Raw genomic sequence first — 20726 nt, 5'->3', positions numbered from 1 at the left:
CGCCATGCCGGCGCTGGCAGCGCCGCTGGGCAACCTGAGTGCGTTACGTGCCGAGCCGGCAGCGTCGGCCACCGCCTGGACCCTGACCACCGATAACGGCATGACCGTGCGCGTGGACCTGCTGCGCGCGGATCTGCTGCGCATACAGGCCAGCCGCACCGGCAACCTGCTGCCGGCCGGCGACAAGGCAGCCCCTATCGTGTTGTCGCAGGCCGCTGCCGCCGTCCCCTTCCAGCTGGAAGAAGACGGCAACGAAGTGCGCATCCGCACCGACGCGCTGGTCCTGCACATCCAGCGCCAGCCGCTGCGCCTGGCGCTGGACCGGCGCCAGGCCGGCAAAGATGTGCCGCTGTGGCGCGAACTGCAGCCGCTGGACCTGGACAGCGCACAGAGCGTACAGGTACTGAGCAGCCAGGCCGACGAACAGTTCGTGGGTGGTGGCCAGCAGAACGGCCGCTTCACCTTCAAGGGACGTGAGCTGGAGGTGTCCTACTCCGGTGGTTGGGAAGAGGGTGACCGCCCCAACCCGGCGCCGATGCTGCTCAGCTCGCGCGGCTGGGGCATGCTGCGCAACACCTGGAGTGATGGCAGTTACGACCTGCGCCAGGCTGACCAGGCCACGCTGCTGCACCGCGAGGACCGCTTCGACGCCTACTACTTCGTCGGTGTCGGCCTGCCCGCGCTGCTGGATCGCTACACCGCGCTGACCGGGCGCGCCGCGCTGCTGCCGCGCTGGGCGTTCTCCTACGGCGATGCCGATTGCTACAACGATGGCGACAACATCAAGAAGCCCGGCAGCGTGCCCGAAGGCTGGAGCGATGGCCCCACCGGCACCACCCCGGACGTGGTCGACAGCGTCGCAAAGCAGTACCGCGAGCACGACATGCCCGGCGGCTGGATCCTCCCCAACGACGGCTACGGCTGTGGCTACAAGGGGTTGCCGGAAACGGTGAAAGGCCTGGCCAGCTACGGCTTCAAGACCGGGCTGTGGACCGAAAACGGCGTGGACAAGATTGCCTGGGAAGTGGGCACCGCCGGCACCCGCGTGCAGAAGCTGGACGTGGCCTGGACCGGCAAGGGCTACCAGTTCGCGATGGACGCCAACCAGTCCGCGTTCAACGGCATCCTGCACAACTCCGATTCGCGCCCGTTCCTGTGGACGGTGATGGGCTGGGCCGGCATCCAGCGCTATGCGGTGGCCTGGACCGGCGACCAGAGCAGCAGCTGGGATTACATCCGCTGGCACATTCCCACCCTGGTCGGCTCCGGCCTGTCCGGCATGGCCTACGCCAGCGGCGACGTGGATGCGATATTTGGCGGCAGCGCCGAAACCTTCACCCGCGACCTGCAGTGGAAGAGTTTCACCCCGGTGTTGATGGGCATGTCCGGCTGGTCGGGCAGTGCGCGCAAGCACCCGTGGTGGTTCGACGAGCCCTACCGCAGCGTCAACCGCGATTACCTCAAGCTGAAAATGCGCATGACCCCGTACATGTACGGGCTGGCGCATGAGGCGGCGACCACCGGCGCGCCGATCCTGCGCGCGCTGATGTGGGATTACCCGCAGGACCCCGACGCCTGGAACGAAACCTACAAGTACCAGTTCCTGCTCGGCCGCGACCTGCTGGTGGCGCCGGTGTACCGCAGCCAGGCCGCGAGTCGTGGCTGGCGTCGCAACATCCATCTGCCGCAGGGCCGCTGGATCGACTACTGGGACGGCCGCGCGCTGCAGGCCGGCGCCGAAGGCCGCCAACTGGACCGCCCTGTCGACCTGGCCACCATTCCGCTGTTCGTGCGCGCCGGTGCCATCGTGCCGATGTACCCGGAGATGTTGTACGACGGCCAGAAGCCGCTCGATGAGGTCACCTTCGACCTGTACCCGCAGGGCAGTTCGCAGTACACGTTGTACGAAGACGACGGCAATACGCGCCGCTACGAGAAGGGCGAATCCAGCCAGCAGCAGATCACCGTGCAGGCCCCGGCACAGGGCAGTGGTCCGGTGCAGGTCAACATCGCCGGCGTGCGCGGGCAGTACCAGGGGCAGCTGGCGCAGCGCCGCTATGCGCTGCGTGTGCTCAGCCGCCAGAAGCCGACAGCGGTCAATCTCGATGGCCGCGCGCTGCCGATGTTGGCCGATGCCGCTGCATGGCAGGCCGCGCCGGAAGGCTGGTACTTCGATGCCGGCGAACGCCGCGGCACCGTGCATGTGCGCACCGCGCCGACCGACATCCGCCAGCCGCTGGCGTTCCAGCTCGATGTCGCGCAGGCGCCGGCCGCCGCCGATGATGTGTTCCCGGCCGCCCCGGTCCTGGGCCGCGCGCTGCCGGCCGACAGCCTGCTGGTGGTCAACCGCCCGGCCGAAGAGCGCGGTTACGAACTGGAAAAGGCCTTCGATGACGATCCGGCCACCTGGTTCCGCACGGTGCGCAACCAGGCCGTGCGCACCGGTGCACACGAATGGGTGATCGGTTTCGGCGAACGCCGCCTGATCGACGGTATCGCGTTGGCGCCGCGCAACGACCAGCACTGGAAGAGCGGCCAGGTCCGCGACTACGAAATCTACCTGGCCGACAGCAACGGCGAATGGGGTGAGCCGATCAAACGCGGCCGCCTGGCGCTGAAGCAGGACGTGCAGCAGATCGATTTCCCCGCCCATGCCGGCCGCCTGCTGCGCTTCCGCGTGCTCAGCGTGCAGAACCCGGAAGGCGATGGCGCAGCCGGCAGCGACCCGATGGTTACCGCCGCGCAGGGCAGCGTCGCCCGTGCCGTGGATGCGCTGCAGCCGCGCGATGTGGGCCCGATCACCCTGTCCACCTTCCAGATACTGGAACACCAGGTGGCCGAACGCCCGGCACAGCAGCGCTACCTGTCCGAACTCACGCTGCCCGCTGCGGCCAGCGCGCAGGTACGTGCCGACCTCGCCTTCCAGGGCGGGCAACCCATGCGCATGAACGGCCTGCTGTTCCGCCGGGGCCTGGGCGTGGGCCCGGCCAGCCGCATCGACCTGCAGCTGCAGGGACAGTGGCGCCTGCTGCGTGCCGACCTGGGCATCGACGATGCCTGCCGCAGCGCCGGTGGCATGCAGTTCCAGGTCTGGGGCGATGGCCGCCTCCTGTACGACAGCGGCCTGGTGAAGGCCCCGGGCGTGGTCAAACCCGAACTGGATATCCGCGGCATGCAGCGCCTGAGCCTGCGCACGCTGGGTGCGCAGGGCGCGCAACCGGCACAGGTCTGTGGCAACTGGGCCAATGCCGCACTGATCGGACAGGAGGGCGATACCGCCAGCATCGTGTCGCCGTAACCCACAGACGTACCGCTTTAAAAACCGAATTCCCCACCGTTTCCCGACTACGGCCCGCCGGCCGTGGTGCGGGTGACTGTTGCCCGAAAAAACCACCCAGGCAGCTCCACGCTGCGGAAACACAAGGAGCCAAAGATGTTGAACGAACGCCATCGCCATCGCCGCATCCCCGCTACACCCTTGTCCGTCGCGTTGGGGCTTGCCCTGGCCGTGAGCGGCCCGGCGTTCTCCCAGGAGGACGACACCACCGCAGTCGACGCCAAGGCCAAAACCAACGCCACCGAGCTGGCGCGCGTACAGGTCACCGGCTCCAACATCCGCCGCAGCGATGTGGAAACCTCCTCGCCGGTGCAGGTGATCAGCAAGCAGGACATCGAGAACATGGGCGCGCGCACGCTGCTGCAGGTGCTCGACAACCTGCCTGCCGCCCGCCCGGGCCAGCAGGATTCGCGTTCGCTGTTCACCGGCTCCGATGGCGCCTCGCAGGCCAACCTGCGTGGCCTCGGCGCGCAGGGCACGCTGGTGCTGCTCAACGGCCGCCGCCTGTCGTACTACGGCGCGCCCGCCGGCTTCCAGACCCAGTTCGTCAACATCGACGCCATCCCGGCCGCCGCCATCGAACGCATGGAAGTGCTGACCGACGGCGCCTCGGCCGTATACGGTACCGACGCGGTGGCCGGCGTGATCAACGTGATCACCAAGCGTTCCTACCAGGGCGCGGAGATCAACATTACCGCCGACAAGTCCTCGCGCATCGATTCCTACGGCGAACAGCAGGGCAGCATCACCGCCGGCTTCGGCGACCTGGACGAAGACCGCTACAACGTCTACGCCTCGGTGAACCTGTACCGCCGCAACGCGATTCCGCTCAGTGATTTCTATGACAAGCGGCCGCCCCAGTACTACGTCAACAACCCCAACTACATCCCCGGCCTGCGCCTGGGCACCGGCAGCAGGCCGGGCGAGTTCAACCCGGGCAGCTTCTTCGCGTTCGATCCCACCACCAATGCGCTGGTGCGTGAAGCCGCACCGGGCTGCAACAACGTGCTGGTCGAGGCCGCCGGCACGCGTTGCATCTGGGAAACGTGGATGAACCGCGAGATCGACGCCGGCGCCAAGACCGAACGCGCCACCGCTTACATCAGTTCGCACTTCCTGATCGGCGACACCACCGAAGCCTTCGCCGAAGTCACCTACACCGACATCGACCTGACCGCCAACGGCGGCACCCCCTCCGCCTACAACACCACGACCGGCAATCCCTCGAGCTGGTACTCGCGCAACACCGGCAACACGGTCAACCAGTTCCTCACCCCCTACCTCGGACCCAACAACGTCTACAACCTGGCCAGCCCCGAGCTGAAGGCGATGATGGGCGGCGTGGTGGGCCTGAACTACCTGATGCAGGACGTAGGCGACGGCCACTTCGGCCAGCGCAACACCGACCAGAGCTACCGCGTGCTGGCCGGCCTGCGTGGCAGCCTGGGCGAGGACTGGAACTGGGAAACCGCCTTCGCCACTGCGGGCACGCACTCGGTCACCTACCAGACCGTCAACGTGAACCTGGAAGGCTTCGAGCGCGCGTTCGGCCCGTACACCATCGACCCGGGCACCGGCCGCGTGATCATCTCCGACAACCCGGCCTACCAGTTCGGCGTCATCAATGAAGCCAACGCCAAGCTCATCCGCGAGGCGTACCCCACCTTCGACATCCAGTCGTGGACCCGCCTGCATACGTTGGACGGCAAGATCGAAGGCCCGCTCTTCAGCATGCCGGCCGGCGACGTGCGCGCCGCATTCGGCTTCAACGCCACCCGCGAAACCTTCTACACGCCGGGCAACGAAGACGCCGCCAACGGCCTGATCACCCAGCAGGGTGGCTCGTGGTTCGACGGCAAGCGCAACACCTACGCGCTGTTTGCCGAAGCCGTGGCCCCGCTGACCGACAAGCTGGAACTGGATGCCGCGCTGCGCGTGGACAAGTACCCCAACTTCAGCGCCAACCTGGCCCCGAAGATCGGCCTGAAGTACCAGGTGCTGCCGCAGTTGCTGCTGCGCGGTACCTATTCCGAAGGCTTCCGTGCGCCCAGCCTGGCCGAAGCGGGCACCGGCGGCGTGTTCGCCCAGCTCGGTGGCTTTGAAGACGACATCCGCTGCGATGAAACCAATGCCATCGCCAACCTGCTGCGCCAGTCCAACCGACCGGGCGACGTGGACCTGGGCAACACGTTGCTCAACAGCGATTGCAGCCGTACCGTGGCGCGCATGACCCAGCCCAACCAGGACCTGAAGCCGGAGAAGGCAAAGATCTCCACGCTGGGCTTCGTGTACGAACCGGCCAGCTGGATGTCGATCTCGGCCGATTACTGGTTCATCTACCGCCGCAACGAGATCGCCGCGCCGGACTACAGCAAGGAACAGGACATCCTGTCGATGACCCGCAACCCGATAAGCGACAACGATCGGGCCAACGAGGCCGCGCTGGCGCAGATGTGTGCCGACCCGGCCAGCGGCGTGAGCTGCCCGGGCGCGTTGCCTGGCTACAGCGTGGGCAACGTGGCCGCCGTGGTGGGCCAATACAAGAACCAGGGCCGTACCCTGGTGGACGGCTTCGACATCGACGCGCGCAGCCGCTTTTCGCTGGGCGACTGGGGCGCGCTGAACATCGGCATGGCCGCCACCATCGCGCGCCGCAAGGAAGCCTACATCGACGATACGGATCGCTGGTACTACGGCAACACCATCGGCTACTACGGCAACCCGCGCCTGCGTGCCACCCTGAACGCCGACTGGTCCTACAAGCAGGTCACCACCAGCTTCTTCATCAACTACGTGGGTACCACCAAGTGGGCGTGGGACCGCGTGGATGCCGAAGACAACAACCCGGAAACCTGCACCGCCGGCTCGCTGCCGGTCAACCCGGCCCAGTGCGATGGCGTACCGTCGTGGTGGACCGCCAACCTCAGCGTAGGCTGGCGCCCGGATGACCACTGGAGCCTGGGCTTCACGGTCAAGAACCTGTTCAACCGTCTGCCGTTCTACGACCCGAACAGCTTCCTGGGTGACTCCAGTGACTATGCCAGCATCTTCGGCCGCAGCTACAGTCTGCAGGTCGGCTACAAGTTCTGATTGTTCCAGCGCGCCGGTGCACGCCGGCGCGCTTTCAAAGGGAGTAACGTTCCATGAAGCGTAGGGAATTCATTGCCGCCGGTGCGGCCCTGGCCGCCACCAGCCTGCTGCCGGAAACCCCGGCCTGGGCGCGCGGGCGCACGCTGCGCCTGGGCCTGATCGGCACCGGCATGCGTGGCCAGGTGCTGCTGAAGGAACTGGTCCGCCGCGACGACGTTGAAGTGGTCGCGCTGTGCGACATCGAACCGATCATGCTCAAGCGGGGCATGGACATGGTGGCCAAGGCCGGCAGGAAGGCGCCCACCGCCTACGGCCAGGACGGTGACCGCAACGCGTGGAAGCGTCTGCTCGAGCAGCATGGCCTGGATGGCGTGATCATCGCCACGCCGTGGGAATACCATGCCCCGATGGCGATTGCCGCCATGCAGGCCAAGGTCGCGGTGGGCTGCGAAGTGGTCGCCGGCATCACCCTGCAGGACCACTGGGACGTGCTCAAGACCCAGCTCTCCACCGGCACGCCGTACATGCTGCTGGAAAACGTCTGCTACCGCCGCGACGTGATGGCCACGCTGCAGATGGTGCGCAACGGCCTGTTCGGCGAACTCGTGCACCTGCAGGCCGGTTACCAGCACGACCTGCGCGGGGTGAAGTTCAACTCCGGCGATCCCTCCCAGCCCTACGACAGCGGCGTGGAGTTCGGCCCGCATGCCTGGTCCGAAGCGCGTTGGCGCACCCAGCATTCGGTGGACCGGAACGGCGAGCTGTATCCGAGCCACGGCATTGGCCCATGCGCCATGTACACCGGCATCAACCGCGGCAACCGCTTCACCCACATCAACGCGTTCGCCAGCAAGGCGCGCGGCCTGCACGAGTACACCGTGGCCAGGAGCGGTGGCACCACCCATCCCAGCACCAAGGTGAACTTCAAGCTCGGCGACATCGTCACCACCACGCTGGCCTGCGAGAACGGTGAAACGATCCTGCTGCAGCACGACACCTCGCTGCCGCGCCCGTATTCGATGGGCTTCCGCGTGCAGGGCACCAAGGGCTTGTGGATGGATGTGAACCAGTCGATCCACATCGAAGGCCGCAGCCCGCCGCACAAGTGGGAACCGTTCCAGGGTTACCAGGACCAGTACGAGCATCCGTTGTGGAAGCAGCATGCCGACACCGCCGCCAGCGCCGGCCACGGCGGCATGGACTGGTTCGTCATCCACGCCTTCGTCGAAGCGCTCAAGGCCAAGGCCCCGATGCCGATCGACATCTACGACGCCATCACCTGGAGCGCGATCACCCCGTTGTCCGAGCAGTCCATCGCCAACAGCTTCCAGACGCTGGAATTCCCCGACTTCACCGCAGGCCTGTGGAAACAGCGCAAGCCGATCTTTGCGTTCGACGGAACGTATTGACCACCCCACGTAGAGCCGGGCTCTGCCCGGCTGTACGTATTCCGGTACCGCACAGCCACGCAGGGCGTGGCTCTACGTCAATCGAGGGTACACAGGCGTAGAGCCACGCCCTGCGTGGCTGGCGGGATATCTGGCAAACAGGGGAAAGATGGTGCGCCCGGAGGGATTCGAACCCCCGACCAATGGCTTCGGAAGCCACTACTCTATCCGGCTGAGCTACGGGCGCGTTTTGAGAGCCGCCGCACCACCGGCGGGCCGGGGTGGGCATCGCAGCGCCATGAGGCGGTGCGGGACGGGCATTCTATCCGTAAACGCGGCGCAGGTCTGCCCCCTTGGGTGAATCGCACCGGATGGCGCCTTACGCGGGCCTTGGCGGTATCCTTTACGCATGGCTTACGAACGTTTTGACGCCCCCGTCGGTGCTCCGCCGTCGCGTTGGGGCCAGTACTGGAAACTGATGCGCGCCGATCGCCCGATCGGCACCCTGCTGCTGCTGTGGCCCACCTGGTGGGCGCTGTGGCTGGCCGCCGGCGGGCTGCCGCCGCTGTGGATCCTGTTCGTGTTCACTGCCGGGGTGTGGCTGACGCGTTCGGCCGGCTGCGTGATCAATGACTACGCCGACCGCTGGCTCGACCCGCACGTCAAGCGCACCCAGGACCGCCCGCTGGCCAGTGGGCGGGTATCCGGCCGCGAGGCGCTGGTGTTGTTTGCCGGGCTGATGCTGGTGGCGTTCGCGCTGGTGCTGACCCTGAACGCGCTGACCATCGGCATGAGCTTCATCGGCATCTTCCTGGCCGCCAGCTACCCCTACCTCAAACGCTATACCCACCTGCCGCAGGTATACCTGGGCATGGCGTTCGGCTGGGGCATCCCGATGGCGTTCGCCGCCATCCAGGGCGAAGTGCCGGTGATCGGCTGGCTGCTGTACGGCGCCAACATCCTGTGGTCCACCGCGTACGACACCTGGTATGCCATGGTTGATCGCGACGATGACCTGAAGATGGGCTCGCATTCCACCGCCATTCTGTTCGGCGATCTGGACCTGGTCATCCAGGGCATCCTGTACGCCCTGTTCCTTGGCACCATGGCGCTGGTTGGCGTTCGGGGCGGGCTGGGGCTCTACTACTGGCTGGGCGTGGCGCTGGCCGCCGGGCTGATCGCCTACGAATTCTGGATTGCCCGCAAACGCGAGCGTGACCCGTGCTTCAAGGCCTTCCTGCACAACAACTGGGTGGGCGCGGCGTTGTTTGCGGGTATTGCCGCAGCATTGGCGGCAGGCTGAATGCCACCCGACCAACGGTTGGGTGCTACCAATAGATGAACCTGGGAGGGTAGGGCATGGCGAGCAACGCACCGGCGGCACCACAGGACGGCTGGATGGCACGCGCCGCGCTGCGTTCAGCGGCGTGGGCCGAGAAGTGGTTCCCCGACGCCTATGTCTTCGCCGTGCTGGGCGTGGTGATCGTGGCCGTAGCCGCCATGAGCTTCGGCGCCACGCCGCAAGCCACCGCCAAAGCCTTCGGCGACGGTTTCTGGAGCCTCATTCCTTTCACCATGCAGATGGCCTTCGTGGTCATCGGCGGCTACGCGGTGGCCACCGCGCCGGTGGTGGCGCGCTTCATCGAGCTGCTGGCACGGGTGCCCCGCACCGGCCGTGGCGCGGTGGTGTACGTGGGCCTGATCAGCATGCTGGCCTCGCTGCTCAGCTGGGGTTTCTCGCTGGTGTTCGGCGGGCTGCTGGTGCGCGCACTGGCCCGCCGCCAGGAACTGCAGATGGACTACCGCGCCGCCGGCGCCTCGGCCTACCTGGGCCTGGGCGCGGTGTGGGCAATGGGACTGAGCTCGTCGGCCGCCCAGCTGCAGGCCAACCCGGCCAGCATGCCGCCCGGCCTGGTGGAAATCACCGGCGTGCTGCCCTTCACCGAAACCATCTTCCTGTGGCAGTCCATCGCGCTCACTGCCGCGCTGATCCTGGTCTCGCTGCTGATCGCCTGGCTGACCGCACCGGGCCCGGCCACCGCCCGCACCGCAGGCGACTTTGCGGGGGCCGCGCAGGCCGAACCGGAACCGCTGCAGCCGCGCACGCGTGCCGGCGAATGGCTGGAATACAGCCCGCTGCTGACCGTGCTGCTGTCGCTGCTGGCTTTCGGCTGGTTGTTCAGCGAATTTGCCAGCAAGCCGGTGGTGACCGCCATCGCCAACCTCAACACCTACAACTTCCTGTTCATCTCGCTGGGCCTGCTGCTGCACTGGCGGCCGCGCAGCTTCCTCAACGCGGTGGCCAAGGCCGTGCCCAGCACCACCGGCGTGCTCATCCAGTTCCCGCTGTATGGCGGCATCGCGATGATCCTCACCCATGCCGACGGCAGTGGTGGGGAAACGCTCGCGCATCGCCTGTCCACGGTGTTCGTGCACGTCGCCACCACCGACACCTTCGCGCTGGTGATGGGCATCTACTCGGCGGTGCTGGGCTTCTTCGTGCCCTCCGGTGGCGGCAAGTGGATCATTGAAGCGCCATATGTGATGCAGGCAGCCAACGAGCTGCATGCACATCTTGGCTGGGCGGTACAGGTATACAACGCCGCCGAGGCGCTGCCCAACCTGATCAACCCGTTCTGGATGCTGCCGCTGCTGGGCGTGCTGGGCCTGAAGGCACGCGACATTGTCGGCTTCACCTTCATCCAGCTGCTGGTGCATATCCCGCTGGTACTGGGCCTGCTGTGGCTGCTGGGCATGACCCTGACCTACGTGCCGCCGGTGATGCCGTAACGCGGCGACACGGTCGCCGGGCTCAGCCCGGCGGCCAGTGCGGGCCCCCCAACAGCACAGCGTGCACCACCGCCTCCAGCTGCGAATCCTCCAGGTGGCCACGCAGTGTCGCCTCAAGCCGGTCCCGTATATGCGTATCGAACAGATGCAGCGGTTGTCGCTGTGCTTCGGCGACCAACGCATCGATCCGGCTACCCAGCAGTGTGTGCATGTCCTTGTCCAGTGTGGTATCGAACAGGCTGCCAAGGACCAACAGACCCCGCGAGGTCGGCCGGGTGGCGCCGTTGCCCAGTGGCGATTCCATCAGCTCCGCTTCCAGCGCCTGCAGGGCGCCAAGCCGCGCAGGCGCGGTGTCGTACTCCACCAGCACCTGGCGCAATGCGGTTCGGCGGCGTTCGAGGACATCAGGATCCCCGCCCGCTTCATCCAAACGATGACGCAGGTGGGTGTAAAGACGATTGACGTGTTGCGCAGCCGAAAGCTCGACCGGCTCGATAGTGTGCAGCACCTGGTAGTCGATCGGCTGTTCACACACCTGCGGCGCCTGTTCGCGCGCCCAATGCCGCACCCGCCGGTCTTCGGCGTTGAAACGGCCCGCCTCCAGTGCCAGTTGGCTTACCGCATCGCGCAGCAGCGAGAACCGGTGCAACAGGACGCGGTACTGGCCGCCCAGCAATGACGGCTTGCCGGTCAACGCCGTCTCGGCCGAGATGGCCAATTGCAGGCGCTGCCCAAAAGCGGTAACCCGGCGGTGCAGCAGGTCGCGCCGGTGCCGGTGCAGGTCGATGTCGTCGCCATGCGGGCCCACATCCCAGTCGGGTGAAAGGTGATCGCGGCAGGCGTGGAAATCCTCGTCCGCATCGGCCGGAAGCAGACTGTGCAGGCGCTGGCGCTGTACACCCAACGCGGGATGGTTGTCCTGTACTGGCAAGGGCAGCCACTCGGGGGGTGCCGCCGCCGGGATATCGTCGGCGTGGAAGTCCACCAGCATGGCGGTGCGCTTGTCGGGGTGGGGCGCGTTGATCATGCCCACCGCGCGCAGCCGCTCGGGCGCACTGAGTGCGCGATCCACGTAGAGCACGGCCGACCGCGCTTCCTGGGCCGCCGGCAGTTCGCCGTGCGCGATCACCAGTTCCACCCGCGGTGCGATGCTCTCCGCAGCCCGTTCGGTGGGCAGGCCACGGGTGTCGTAACCAGCCAGCTGGGTCTGCAGTCGTCCGTCCACCGCAAGGGCGCGCTGATACTCCTGCGCCTGCTGCACCGTCCGTACCAGCAGCGTCGCGCGAAGGCCGCGTTCGGCCAGCCGGACCAGCTCATGGAAATGCTGGCTGATCGCCGCTGCGACCTGTGCCACACGGCGGGACGGAGAGTTGCCGGAAGGACCCGGCCCGGTGTCGCGCCATGCCTGCACCACCAGGCCATCGGCGACGGCGTGCTCCGGCGGGTACAGGTACAGCGGCGGGCCAGGATCCAGATCAGGCGACGGCGCGGTGATCGGCGCGGCCGCCAACGTCAGCCAGGCAGCCTGCGGCAGGCAACGGCGCAGGCGCCGCAACAGAGCGGGGTTGCTCTCCCAGAAATCGGCGTCCACCAGCAGCACGATGTCGTCGTCGGTGACCCCCTCATCGCCGGCAGTGGGCAGTTTGGCCTTTCGCGCCCAACCGCGCAGGATGCGCAGTGGTACCTCATGCGGTGAGGCGAGCCGGCCGGCCAGGAACTCGGTGAGCTGGTCGGCAGGAAGCGGCCCTGGACGCTGACGTCGGTCTTCGGGGGGCGGTGTCAGGCGGGTCAGCGGCTGAAGTACACGAATGCCTTTGAATGCCGCATCGGTGTGCAGGACATGCAGCAGCCAGTGGCGCGCCCGCTGCAACCCGCTTCCTGCCGCAAGGCAAAGCTGCCCGCCGCCGCGGCGGCCGGTGACATCGCGGGCACGCAGTGCCTGCAGCGCACACTGCACCGCAAAGAACTGGTTCGGGCGAACGAGATAGCGCTGACCATTGCGGCCCTCGCGCAGGAAGTGATGAATCAGCTGCAGGAAGCGCGGCGGCGACAGCACGCCGCGCAGCAGTTCGGCGTGCGTGGACCACGGCGGATCCAGCGGGACGTCGGAAAATGGCATTGCGCCATCGCGCAGTTGGGTCTGCGCGGCCCGGCTCCAGCCGTGTTCACGCCACCTCACCCAGGCATGCTGCGGTGTGCCGACGGCAGCGTAGCGACCGCCACGGCGGTCCAGGCTGAGCAACAACTGGGCATGCAAGGCGGGCGGATTTGCCGGCGTACTGGCCATGCCGCGCCATAGGTGCTTGATGCCATCTTCAATCGATCCCCATCGCTTGTGCCTGTCGCGCTCCACGCAGGCCAGCATCACCAGCGGAATGCCGTTGACGTAACCCACCAGTTCGCGGACGTGGCTTTCCGGCGGCTCTGGCAAAGCCTGCGCGTCAGCGACGTCCCAATGGTTGCGATGGACATGCTCCCAATCGATCAGTGGAACTTGAACCGAGATGCGGCGGCCATTGGGCAGCTTCAGTTCCGTGTGAACGCCTTCGACCAGTAGACGATGCACAACGCTGCTTGAGGCCATCCAGTCCAGGCTGTGGCAGCACGTATCGGCCTCGGCAATGATCTTGCCGAACGAAGTGGCTGAAAGCGCCACGCGTTCGCCCTCCCACTCGTATCGATAGCGGCGCAGCCAGGGAAGTAGCCGCTTCTCCAACAGAGCGCTGTGAGGTTCGCCACGCAGCGACGAAAGCGCGTGCTGGTCGAGAGGGTTCCAGCCCAACCGCCGCAGCCAGCCAAGCACCGAATCGCGCACACCAAACCTGCTGTGGTTCGCATTCATGCGTGAACTCCGTGCGGCGAACGGATGGGCGGGGTGCGCGGGGCGTCGAAACTCTGGCGAATGATGTTCATGGCGCCAGTGTGGGCGATCGGTTCCCGGTCATGCTGTGTGCATCATTCCGTTTCATGCGTCGGATGAGTGCAACGTGCAACGCATTCTCGATGCATATGCCAATCGAGATAGCTTCAGTCAATTGCAAAGCGTTTGAACGTGTCGCCTCAGGCCAGATCCGACAACTCCCGCTCCAATGCATCGAGCTCGGCATTCAACTTCGCCTGGATGGTGACAAAGCGCGCTGCAAGTTCGACACGCTGCGCACGCAGCGTCGCAAGATCGGCGGCGGGGTGCCGGGCAACCGGTTGCACGTAGCGCGCCACGCTCAGGGTGCCGCCGTTGACCGCAAGCTCTTCAGCACTGGCCAGGTGCGCCACACCAGGCACGCTCCTGCGCTCGCTGCAGAGCCGGTGAAGCGAATGGGCAGCATCGGTATCGAGCCTCGGGCCGCGTTTGCCACGCGTTGCCAGGCCACGCGCATCGACAAACAGTACAGCGTCATTCCGGCGGACCTTGCGCAACACCAACAACGCGGTCGCCACCGACGCTCCGGCAAACAGCCGGTCGGGCAGGCCGACCACCGTGTCCACCAGATTCTCGTCCAGCCAGGCCTGCCGGATACGTGCCTCCTCGCCTTCGCGGAACAGCACGCCATGCGGCACTACAACGGCCATGCGGCCGCTTGCCGGCTCCAGCGTGGCCAGCATGTGCTGGATCAGCGCGGTATGCGCCCATTGCCGGGATGGTATTCCCTGCAGGAAACGAAAGTGCGGATCCCGGCTCGCATGTGAGGGCGCCCACTTCAGCGAAAGCGGCGGGCAGGCCAGTGCCACATGGAAACGCTGCAGCGCGCCATCCTGCACCAGCGGTTCCTCCAATGGTTCGCGGGTGTAGATGTGCGGAGTGTCGGTGCCCTGCAGCAGCAGGCGCAGCCGGGCCACCGCGCATTGCATGGGGTCCGGCTCCTGCCCATACAGCGGGTAGCGGGCCGGCCCCGCCGAGGCGTTCGCACGTTCCTCGTCCCTCATCCAGTTGGCGGCCGCCCGCAGCACGGCACCTTGGCGGCAGCTGGGGTCGTAGACAGCCTCGTCTACGCCGGGGTGGGTCAGCGCGGTCATCAGCCAGGTCAACGCTGGCGGTACCTGCCCCGGAAGCAGGGCCTCCACTGCGTCGCCCACATCAGGGCGGGTGGCGCCGCGCTGCTGGCGGAAGTCCAGCGCCGGCAGCGAAAGGCGCTCGAGCACCTGCAGCAGCGCGCCATCGCGCACCGCCGGGTCGGCGGGCAGCGCATCCTCCAGCTTCAGCGCAGGAAACAACCCACCCAGCTTGCGTGGGTTGCCCAAGGTGAACACCCGCAGGGCGTTCATGACCCTCACCCCATTGCCCTGCGCATGGCGCTGCCTGAAGAGCGTGTCGAAGCGGGCATGTGCAGGAACGCAGTACGGCACGCAGCGCGGTGGCTCGCCCCGCGTGTACGGAATGGCCGGGTTGCCGTAATACGTGGCGTCACTGGCTACCTTCAGCAACAGCAACGACAGGATCAGGTAGGTATCGGCATCGGGCCGGCTGCCGCCTTCCAGTGCGTCGCGGGCGTGGACGAGGGCGGCGAGCGTGGCGGGAACATCGGGCAGCGTGCGGCGCCTGGCGTCGCTTCGGGGAACGGAATATTCAGAACGACGAGTTGTGTTTTTCATGGCCGCATACAGGAAGAAAGCGGACACCAACGGTATGCCCACTCTTTGGATAACCAAAATGCCGATAACTCCGGGAAATATGTATATGTCCGATCATCCTGGCGTTTCACCCAGGATACGGGCCGCATAGCGGGCAACCTCCTCATGCCGCGCGGCAATCATCTGCTCGCACTGATACTTCTCAAGCTGCGCTGCCCTGGCGATGGCAACAATGCGTTGCTGGTGAAGCAGGGGCGGCAGGTGCACAGTCAGTTCCTCAATCGCCATCTTGCGAAGACTCTGTTGGCGCGAGCCCGCAGATTGCCGACGCAGGTGCTCCTGCGCTCCCTGCTGGTTGAGCTGCCACGCCAGGAAGGCAGGCATGACCCGCTCTTGATCGGTCACCCGGATGACATACAGGTGAGGGCTGCAGACAGTGTCGACGGGCGGATTGCACAGCAACACCGCGAGCGGATGAGCGCCGCGTGCGGCAAGCAGCACATCCGCTTCCTGCACCCAATCGGGTGTCTTGCGCGGGTGCAGCCGTGTACGCAGAAGATCGTTCGGATCGTGCACGCCCGATGCGCTGAGGTTCTTCAACTGGATCACCCGGACTGGCCCATCGGAGACGGCAGCGATTGCCCCTCGGAAGGGATGTCCCTGACGGATGCTGGCGATGTCCGCGAGCTTCACAGTTCGACTTGAAATGTTCATGTGTCGAACCATGCGCGGCGCGTGTTGGAGCGTCAAATGAGCGCTCCGCACCATTCGGAATGGTGCAGAATGACCCCTGAAAACTGCGACCCACGGCCTCAATTGCGAGAGGGCGGGTATAGCGGTCAAGGCATCTGCGTAGGCGCTGTCAATGGCGAAAATTCGGTTGCGCAAAACCAGCCGGCGCAGGCTTTCGCACAGGCGCACATTCATGCTGATGACTGGGCGTCCCAGGCAGTTGGGGCATGAAAGGATTCCGCCTTGGCATAAGCGGCGGTGCCTTGCAGGAAGGCATTGAAATCAAAGCAATTCGCCAACGATGGCTGACGGGCGTTGACGAATTTGTCTGCAAACTGCCACGCGGATTTAACGTGCCCCTGCACACGATTGCCTCGACCGCGGCATACCGCACGCGGCATCCGGAGACCCGACATGGCCCAGCAGCGCAATCAGAGTTCCCAGAACCAGCGAGGTGAGCGGCAGGAGCGCGGACGCGACCAGCAGCAACAACAGCAGCAGGAGCAGCAACAGCGCAACCAGAATCAGCAGCAGGGCTGGAAGGACGAGGAAGAGTGACGGCTGGCTGTACTGCCGAACCCTAAGGGCCCCGCTTCGGCGGGGCCTTTCGATTGCCGGCCATCAGAAGGTGGCAGCTGCCATCAACTCATCTTCCACTGCCTGCGGGACTGCCCACGCGCCAGCCCTGCTCGGTGTCGTGCAGCTCACCTGCGTCCACATCACCCAGCCTCACCAGGATGCCGCGTGCATTGGGCAGCACCTTCTGCTCGGGGAACCAGCGGTGCGTGGCGTCTACCACGATCAACAATCCCTCGTCATCGCCCAGCGCGGCGAAGCAGGCAACGGGCGGACTGAGGTACCCCAGTCCGAACGCCGCTATGGCGCGCTCACTCAATGCGGCGACATCGGCCGTAGGCAGCCCCACCTCGCTCACGCAGGTCAGCTCGCTGCCATGGAACCGGCCCACCCGCCCGGATGCGGGTAGCCGGCGCCGGCCGATCAGCTCCAGGATCAGTCCATCAGGCCCGTCGAAGTAGATGGATTCCGAATCCCAGCGTCCCCCGAAGGTGAAGTGCGTCTCGCCGGCCGCATTGCGCTGCAGCGGTGTACGCGCCAGCAGCCATTCGGTGGCGGCCTCGAAGCGATCGGCCGGAACGTTGAACGCCAGGTGCACCCCGCCGATCAGATGGTTACCGGCAGGGCGCAGCTGCATCTCCGTCCAGCCGATCCGTACCACGTCGTCCTGCACCGGCAGCTGCAGCACGTCTGCGAAGTAACCGCCCACCTGTGCAACATCGGAAACGGGAAGCTGGAGCGTATGGATGCGCATGGAACAAGGCACCGAAAGCAGGAGGAGATGTCAAAAGGCTGACATCGCCACTTGGGAGAATGAAACCTTGGCCCTTACAATGTGATGAGCTTCACGTTAATTATGTGCGTTTCATCACGCATGTCGTTACTACCCCGGTTCTTGGGGGGTATGTGAACGCCATGACATTGGCGCGCAGCTATCCTACGCCCCCCGGCGTAGTGTGATGCGCGCCACGACACGAATCAGGAGGATCCGTTGTCCCATCATCGTCCCATGACGCTGCTCGCCCTGTCGCTGAGCATCCTGCTGGCCGCGTGCAAGCCCGATGCCGCCCCGACCGCTCCGGCTGAAGCCGCCGCACCGGTTGCCGCCCCCGCCACCGCTGAGCCCATTGCACCGGCCACTGCCGCCGACGCTTCCCCCACCTGCGAACTGGCCGACTTCGATGCGTTCCTGCCGGAGTTCGGCAAGAAGATCGCCCTGCAGGAAAAGTCGGTAGCCGACCCGCTGCTGAGCGAACGCTACGATACCCAAGGGCAGGGCGAGCCGACCCTGGTCAGCGAGAAGGTCCCGCTCAGCGAGGTTACCTGGCCGGTCATGCCCAATCCCTCGGGCCTGAAGGCCGTGGGCCGCGAGATGCAGGTAACCAAAGAGGCCGACGGCACCATGAAGGTGCTGATCCGCACGCCCGATACCAGCAACCAGCAGTCGTACTATTTCGCCCAGCGCCCGTGCTGGCAGCTGGTGCGCATGGCCGATGAGTCGATCTGATCCAGGGAGCTGGTGATGTCCACACTGCGTTTCGTTCCGACTGCCGCGCTGGCGTTGTTGCTGGCCGCGTGCAATGCACCCACCGGGGACGGCGGCACCGCCGCCGCCTCGGAAACCGCTGCCGCGCCCGCGGTCGCAGCGGCGACTACCCCTTCACCCACACCGCAAGAAGAGAAAGGCATGCACAAGGAATGCCCAGGTGCCACGTTGCACCTGACCGCGTTGCCGGCCAAGGACGGTGAAACCACCCGCACCCGCCTGGAAATCGAGAAGGACGGCCAGCGCCGTGCCATCGAAACCCCGGCGGAGCTGAGTGACTACACCGCTGTTGGTTTGGCCTGCGCTGAAGACAAGCAGGGCGCTTCGTATTTCGTGGTGCAGTACGGCGAACTGCCGTTCGGCTGCGCGTTCTGCGAATGGTTCACCCTGTACGACGCCGACGGCAGGCAGCTGACCCACAACACCCCGCCACTGCGCGGCGAAGCCGATGCGCAGTCGCCCAACAATGACGAGTATTCGCAGCTGATCGCCAAGCTCGGCATCACCCACCCGGAGGTGGACTACATCGAAGACTGAGCTGGACATCGACATGACGTCGATGCGCATGACCGCTTCAAAGGAGCTGTACCCCTTAAGGAAAGCCTCTTTCTCATAGAATGGATAGCACAGACATGCCCAACGAAATCTACACCGCCATGGTGCAGCCGCCTGGCGCGGCGTACCGCAGCAACCAGATCGAATCGTGGAGCCACTATCGCGAGCCGATCGACGAAAGCCGCGCCCTGCATGGCCAATCGCGCCGCTGGGGCGATGCCTCCCCCGAAGTGCAGTCGCGTGTGATCGACTCGCTGATCGAGTCCTCGCGCGAAGCCGGCCTTACCCCGCGCGAAACCGCGCACGTGCTGGCCATTGCCCGCGTCGAATCCGGCTTCAATCCGGACGCCGCCGCCGGCACCACTTCGGCCTCCGGCCTGGGCCAGTTCATCGACCGCACCGGCAAGCATTACGGCCTGAACAACGCCAACCGCTTCGATGTCGACGCACAGTCCGACGCGCTGGTGGCGCACTTCGTCGACAACCGCAACCTGGCGCGCGACCGTGGCCAGGGCGAAGACTACATCTACAAGTACCACCACGATGGCCCGACCAAGGACTACGGCGGCCTCGGCCTGGCGCAGCGCAAGGTCGCGCCGCACCTGGATGAGTACGAACAGTTCGTCAACCAGCGCCTGAGCCAGACCCAGGCGCAGGCACCGGCACCGGCCCAGCAGCATGCCGTTGCGGGCGCCGCCGCTGCCGTGGCCGGCGTTGCTGCCGTTGGCGCCGCCACCCAGGCGCGCTCCTACGAGCACACCATGCAGGTGATGCTGCCGCCGCAGAACGGCGTCAAGCCGCACATCACCGGCCACTTCGGCGAGCACCGTGGCGAGAAGAGCCATGGCGGCAGCGACTTCAACTACGTCGGTGGCCAGACCGGCCGCAACCTGCAGCACCCGACCATCCACGCGCCGATCGCCGGCACCGTGACCTCGGTGGGCGGCAAGTACGGCACGGTGATGATCCAGGATGCGCAGGGCAACTCGCACCAGATCCTGCACATGCAGGACACCAAGGTGAAGGTCGGCCAGCACGTGGAGCCGGGTGATGCCATCGGCACCATGGGCGGCCGCGGCCCGCAGGGCGCCAACCAGTACGCCCAGCACGTGCACTACCAGATGAAGGATCCGGCCGGGAAGCTGATCAACCCGGAAACTTACTGGAACAAGGGCATCCAACAGGAAGCGGGCAAGCACGGGCATGCCCACGACCATGACCACGCACCAGCCGGCACCCTGCGCAAGGGCGACCGCAGCGATGAAGTGACCAAGCTGCAGGAAGAGCTGAATCGCCTGGGCGTGCGCGATGCCAGCGGCAACCGCCTTTCCGAAGACGGCAAGTTCGGCGACAACACCCGCGAAGCGGTGCAGGCCTTCCAGAAGCAGCAGGGCCTGAAGGACGACGGCATCGTGGGCCGGGAGACCTTCGGCAAGCTGGCTGCCACCCAGGCGCAGGGCGCCGAAACCCGCACGGCCACGGGTCCGCAGCTGGGCGACAAGGGCCACGCGGACACGCCGCTGCACAACGCGATCCGTGGCCAGCTGCCTGCCGCCATCTCCAACGAAGCGGCGGCCAACGTCACCCTGCAGGCCAAGCAGGCCGGCATTGATTCGCCGGAGAAGCTGCAGAGCGTGACCGTGCAGGATGGCAAGGCGTTCGTGATGGGCACCACGCCGGGCTATCGCGCCGCCGTGGACTTGAGCCAGGCACCGCCGCTGGAGCAGACCAGCGCGCAGCTGCTGGGTAACAACGCCAGCCAGCAGCAACAGGTACAGGAAGAGCAGCAGAAGGTGGCGATGGGGCGCTGAGCCTCTGGTCCGCCTGTTGCGTAACGTGTGTGTGGTAATGAAGCCAGCCGGGGCAACCTGGCTGGTTTTTTCATTCTGGCTGGATGCTGCGTTCCTCAAGCCTGTTTGCGGCGCGCTCTGATGCCAGAAATGACTGCGAATGACGCATTCGGCATGAAGTTTCACTTTCCATGCCAGCGGGCCAATTTCCGTGCTATGTATTCAGCACATCGCCGTATCGCTTTTTCAGGGGTGAAAAGATAAGCGTGCGCGCTACAACGGGTGGTCTGCTCCCCGGCTCCAAGGGGCGTCCCGTAGCCCGGCCTGCGATGAGGCCATGGCAGGTCGTAGAA

Annotated in this window: 13 protein-coding genes and 1 tRNA gene; 9 read left to right on the top strand and 5 right to left on the bottom strand. The window is 65.9% G+C overall.

Annotation, left to right across the window (positions count from 1 at the left end; genetic code table 11):
* Positions 1-4 precede the first annotated feature (4 nt).
* The 3 genes from WIX41_RS08050 (at position 5) to WIX41_RS08040 (ending at position 7836) form a co-directional block, all read left to right on the top strand.
* The gene (locus tag WIX41_RS08050) at positions 5-3298 is read left to right on the top strand and encodes a TIM-barrel domain-containing protein (protein ID WP_409187470.1); all 3294 of its coding nucleotides are present in this window, start codon (positions 5-7) and stop codon (positions 3296-3298) included.
* 135 nt (positions 3299-3433) lie between these two features.
* Positions 3434-6427 carry a TonB-dependent receptor domain-containing protein gene (locus WIX41_RS08045; protein WP_339446561.1) on the top strand — a complete coding sequence of 998 codons (2994 nt, stop codon included), beginning with the start codon at positions 3434-3436 and terminating at the stop codon, positions 6425-6427.
* A 53-nt stretch (positions 6428-6480) separates the two neighbouring features.
* Positions 6481-7836 carry a Gfo/Idh/MocA family protein gene (locus WIX41_RS08040; RefSeq protein ID WP_339446560.1) on the top strand — a complete coding sequence of 452 codons (1356 nt, stop codon included), beginning with the start codon at positions 6481-6483 and terminating at the stop codon, positions 7834-7836.
* A gap of 149 nt (positions 7837-7985) precedes the next feature.
* Here the strand turns inward: WIX41_RS08040 and WIX41_RS08035 are convergent.
* Positions 7986-8062 (bottom strand) — tRNA-Arg (locus WIX41_RS08035).
* A 162-nt stretch (positions 8063-8224) separates the two neighbouring features.
* Between WIX41_RS08035 and ubiA the strand changes: the two genes are divergently transcribed.
* Together ubiA and WIX41_RS08025 are read left to right on the top strand one after the other, a co-directional pair.
* A complete protein-coding gene (gene ubiA, locus WIX41_RS08030) occupies positions 8225-9118 on the top strand; it encodes a 4-hydroxybenzoate octaprenyltransferase (RefSeq protein ID WP_339446559.1) in 894 nt (297 codons plus the stop codon).
* A 95-nt stretch (positions 9119-9213) separates the two neighbouring features.
* Positions 9214-10605: a short-chain fatty acid transporter gene (locus tag WIX41_RS08025; RefSeq protein ID WP_339449442.1), complete on the top strand. Its 1392-nt coding sequence runs from the start codon at positions 9214-9216 to the stop codon at positions 10603-10605.
* A gap of 22 nt (positions 10606-10627) precedes the next feature.
* On the opposite strand, the gene WIX41_RS08020 is transcribed toward WIX41_RS08025, so the two are convergent.
* The 3 genes from WIX41_RS08020 to WIX41_RS08010 all read right to left on the bottom strand — a co-directional run bounded on the left by WIX41_RS08020 (position 10628) and on the right by WIX41_RS08010 (position 15888).
* Positions 10628-13447 (bottom strand): type I restriction endonuclease, encoded by a 2820-nt coding sequence (locus tag WIX41_RS08020; RefSeq protein WP_339446558.1) that lies wholly within the window; start codon positions 13445-13447, stop codon positions 10628-10630.
* Positions 13448-13665: 218 nt separating this feature from the next.
* Positions 13666-15195, bottom strand: a complete 1530-nt coding sequence (locus WIX41_RS08015; protein WP_339446557.1) for an N-6 DNA methylase — start codon at positions 15193-15195, stop codon at positions 13666-13668.
* Between the two features lie 93 nt (positions 15196-15288).
* The gene (locus tag WIX41_RS08010; RefSeq protein ID WP_339446556.1) at positions 15289-15888 is read right to left on the bottom strand and encodes a restriction endonuclease subunit S; all 600 of its coding nucleotides are present in this window, start codon (positions 15886-15888) and stop codon (positions 15289-15291) included.
* A 432-nt stretch (positions 15889-16320) separates the two neighbouring features.
* Between WIX41_RS08010 and WIX41_RS08005 the strand changes: the two genes are divergently transcribed.
* A complete protein-coding gene (locus WIX41_RS08005) occupies positions 16321-16464 on the top strand; it encodes a hypothetical protein (RefSeq protein ID WP_339446555.1) in 144 nt (47 codons plus the stop codon).
* Between the two features lie 88 nt (positions 16465-16552).
* Here the strand turns inward: WIX41_RS08005 and WIX41_RS08000 are convergent, their stop codons facing one another.
* Complete coding sequence (locus WIX41_RS08000; RefSeq protein WP_339446554.1) at positions 16553-17236, bottom strand: hypothetical protein; 684 nt, start codon at positions 17234-17236, stop codon at positions 16553-16555.
* A 255-nt stretch (positions 17237-17491) separates the two neighbouring features.
* Between WIX41_RS08000 and WIX41_RS07995 the strand changes: the two genes are divergently transcribed.
* From WIX41_RS07995 to WIX41_RS07985, 3 genes are all read left to right on the top strand, one after another.
* Positions 17492-17989 carry a hypothetical protein gene (locus WIX41_RS07995; RefSeq protein WP_339446553.1) on the top strand — a complete coding sequence of 166 codons (498 nt, stop codon included), beginning with the start codon at positions 17492-17494 and terminating at the stop codon, positions 17987-17989.
* A gap of 15 nt (positions 17990-18004) precedes the next feature.
* Positions 18005-18565 (top strand): hypothetical protein, encoded by a 561-nt coding sequence (locus WIX41_RS07990; RefSeq protein WP_339446552.1) that lies wholly within the window; start codon positions 18005-18007, stop codon positions 18563-18565.
* 95 nt (positions 18566-18660) lie between these two features.
* Complete coding sequence (locus tag WIX41_RS07985) at positions 18661-20394, top strand: peptidoglycan-binding protein (protein ID WP_339446551.1); 1734 nt, start codon at positions 18661-18663, stop codon at positions 20392-20394.
* The last annotated feature ends 332 nt before the right edge of the window (positions 20395-20726 follow it).

Origin of the sequence: Stenotrophomonas sp. AB1(2024) (assembly GCF_037482345.1) — a bacterium.
GTDB lineage: Bacteria > Pseudomonadota > Gammaproteobacteria > Xanthomonadales > Xanthomonadaceae > Stenotrophomonas.
Note: the sequence above shows the minus strand (reverse complement) of the source record. Positions and strands in the feature narration are given on the sequence as shown.

Excerpts from the sequence above, each read along its gene's own strand:
- WIX41_RS08025 (WP_339449442.1), top strand. The coding sequence starts at position 9,214 with ATGGCACGCGCCGCGCTGCGTTCAGCGGCGTGGGCCGAGAAGTGGTTC.
- ubiA (WP_339446559.1), top strand. The coding sequence starts at position 8,225 with ATGGCTTACGAACGTTTTGACGCCCCCGTCGGTGCTCCGCCGTCGCGT.
- WIX41_RS08005 (WP_339446555.1), top strand. The coding sequence starts at position 16,321 with ATGGCCCAGCAGCGCAATCAGAGTTCCCAGAACCAGCGAGGTGAGCGG.
- WIX41_RS08010 (WP_339446556.1), bottom strand. The coding sequence starts at position 15,888 with ATGAACATTTCAAGTCGAACTGTGAAGCTCGCGGACATCGCCAGCATC.
- WIX41_RS07995 (WP_339446553.1), top strand. The coding sequence starts at position 17,492 with ATGACGCTGCTCGCCCTGTCGCTGAGCATCCTGCTGGCCGCGTGCAAG.
- WIX41_RS08020 (WP_339446558.1), bottom strand. The coding sequence starts at position 13,447 with ATGAATGCGAACCACAGCAGGTTTGGTGTGCGCGATTCGGTGCTTGGC.
- WIX41_RS07990 (WP_339446552.1), top strand. The coding sequence starts at position 18,005 with ATGTCCACACTGCGTTTCGTTCCGACTGCCGCGCTGGCGTTGTTGCTG.
- WIX41_RS07985 (WP_339446551.1), top strand. The coding sequence starts at position 18,661 with ATGCCCAACGAAATCTACACCGCCATGGTGCAGCCGCCTGGCGCGGCG.
- WIX41_RS08045 (WP_339446561.1), top strand. The coding sequence starts at position 3,434 with ATGTTGAACGAACGCCATCGCCATCGCCGCATCCCCGCTACACCCTTG.
- WIX41_RS08050 (WP_409187470.1), top strand. The coding sequence starts at position 5 with ATGCCGGCGCTGGCAGCGCCGCTGGGCAACCTGAGTGCGTTACGTGCC.
- WIX41_RS08040 (WP_339446560.1), top strand. The coding sequence starts at position 6,481 with ATGAAGCGTAGGGAATTCATTGCCGCCGGTGCGGCCCTGGCCGCCACC.
- WIX41_RS08000 (WP_339446554.1), bottom strand. The coding sequence starts at position 17,236 with ATGCGCATCCATACGCTCCAGCTTCCCGTTTCCGATGTTGCACAGGTG.
- WIX41_RS08015 (WP_339446557.1), bottom strand. The coding sequence starts at position 15,195 with ATGAAAAACACAACTCGTCGTTCTGAATATTCCGTTCCCCGAAGCGAC.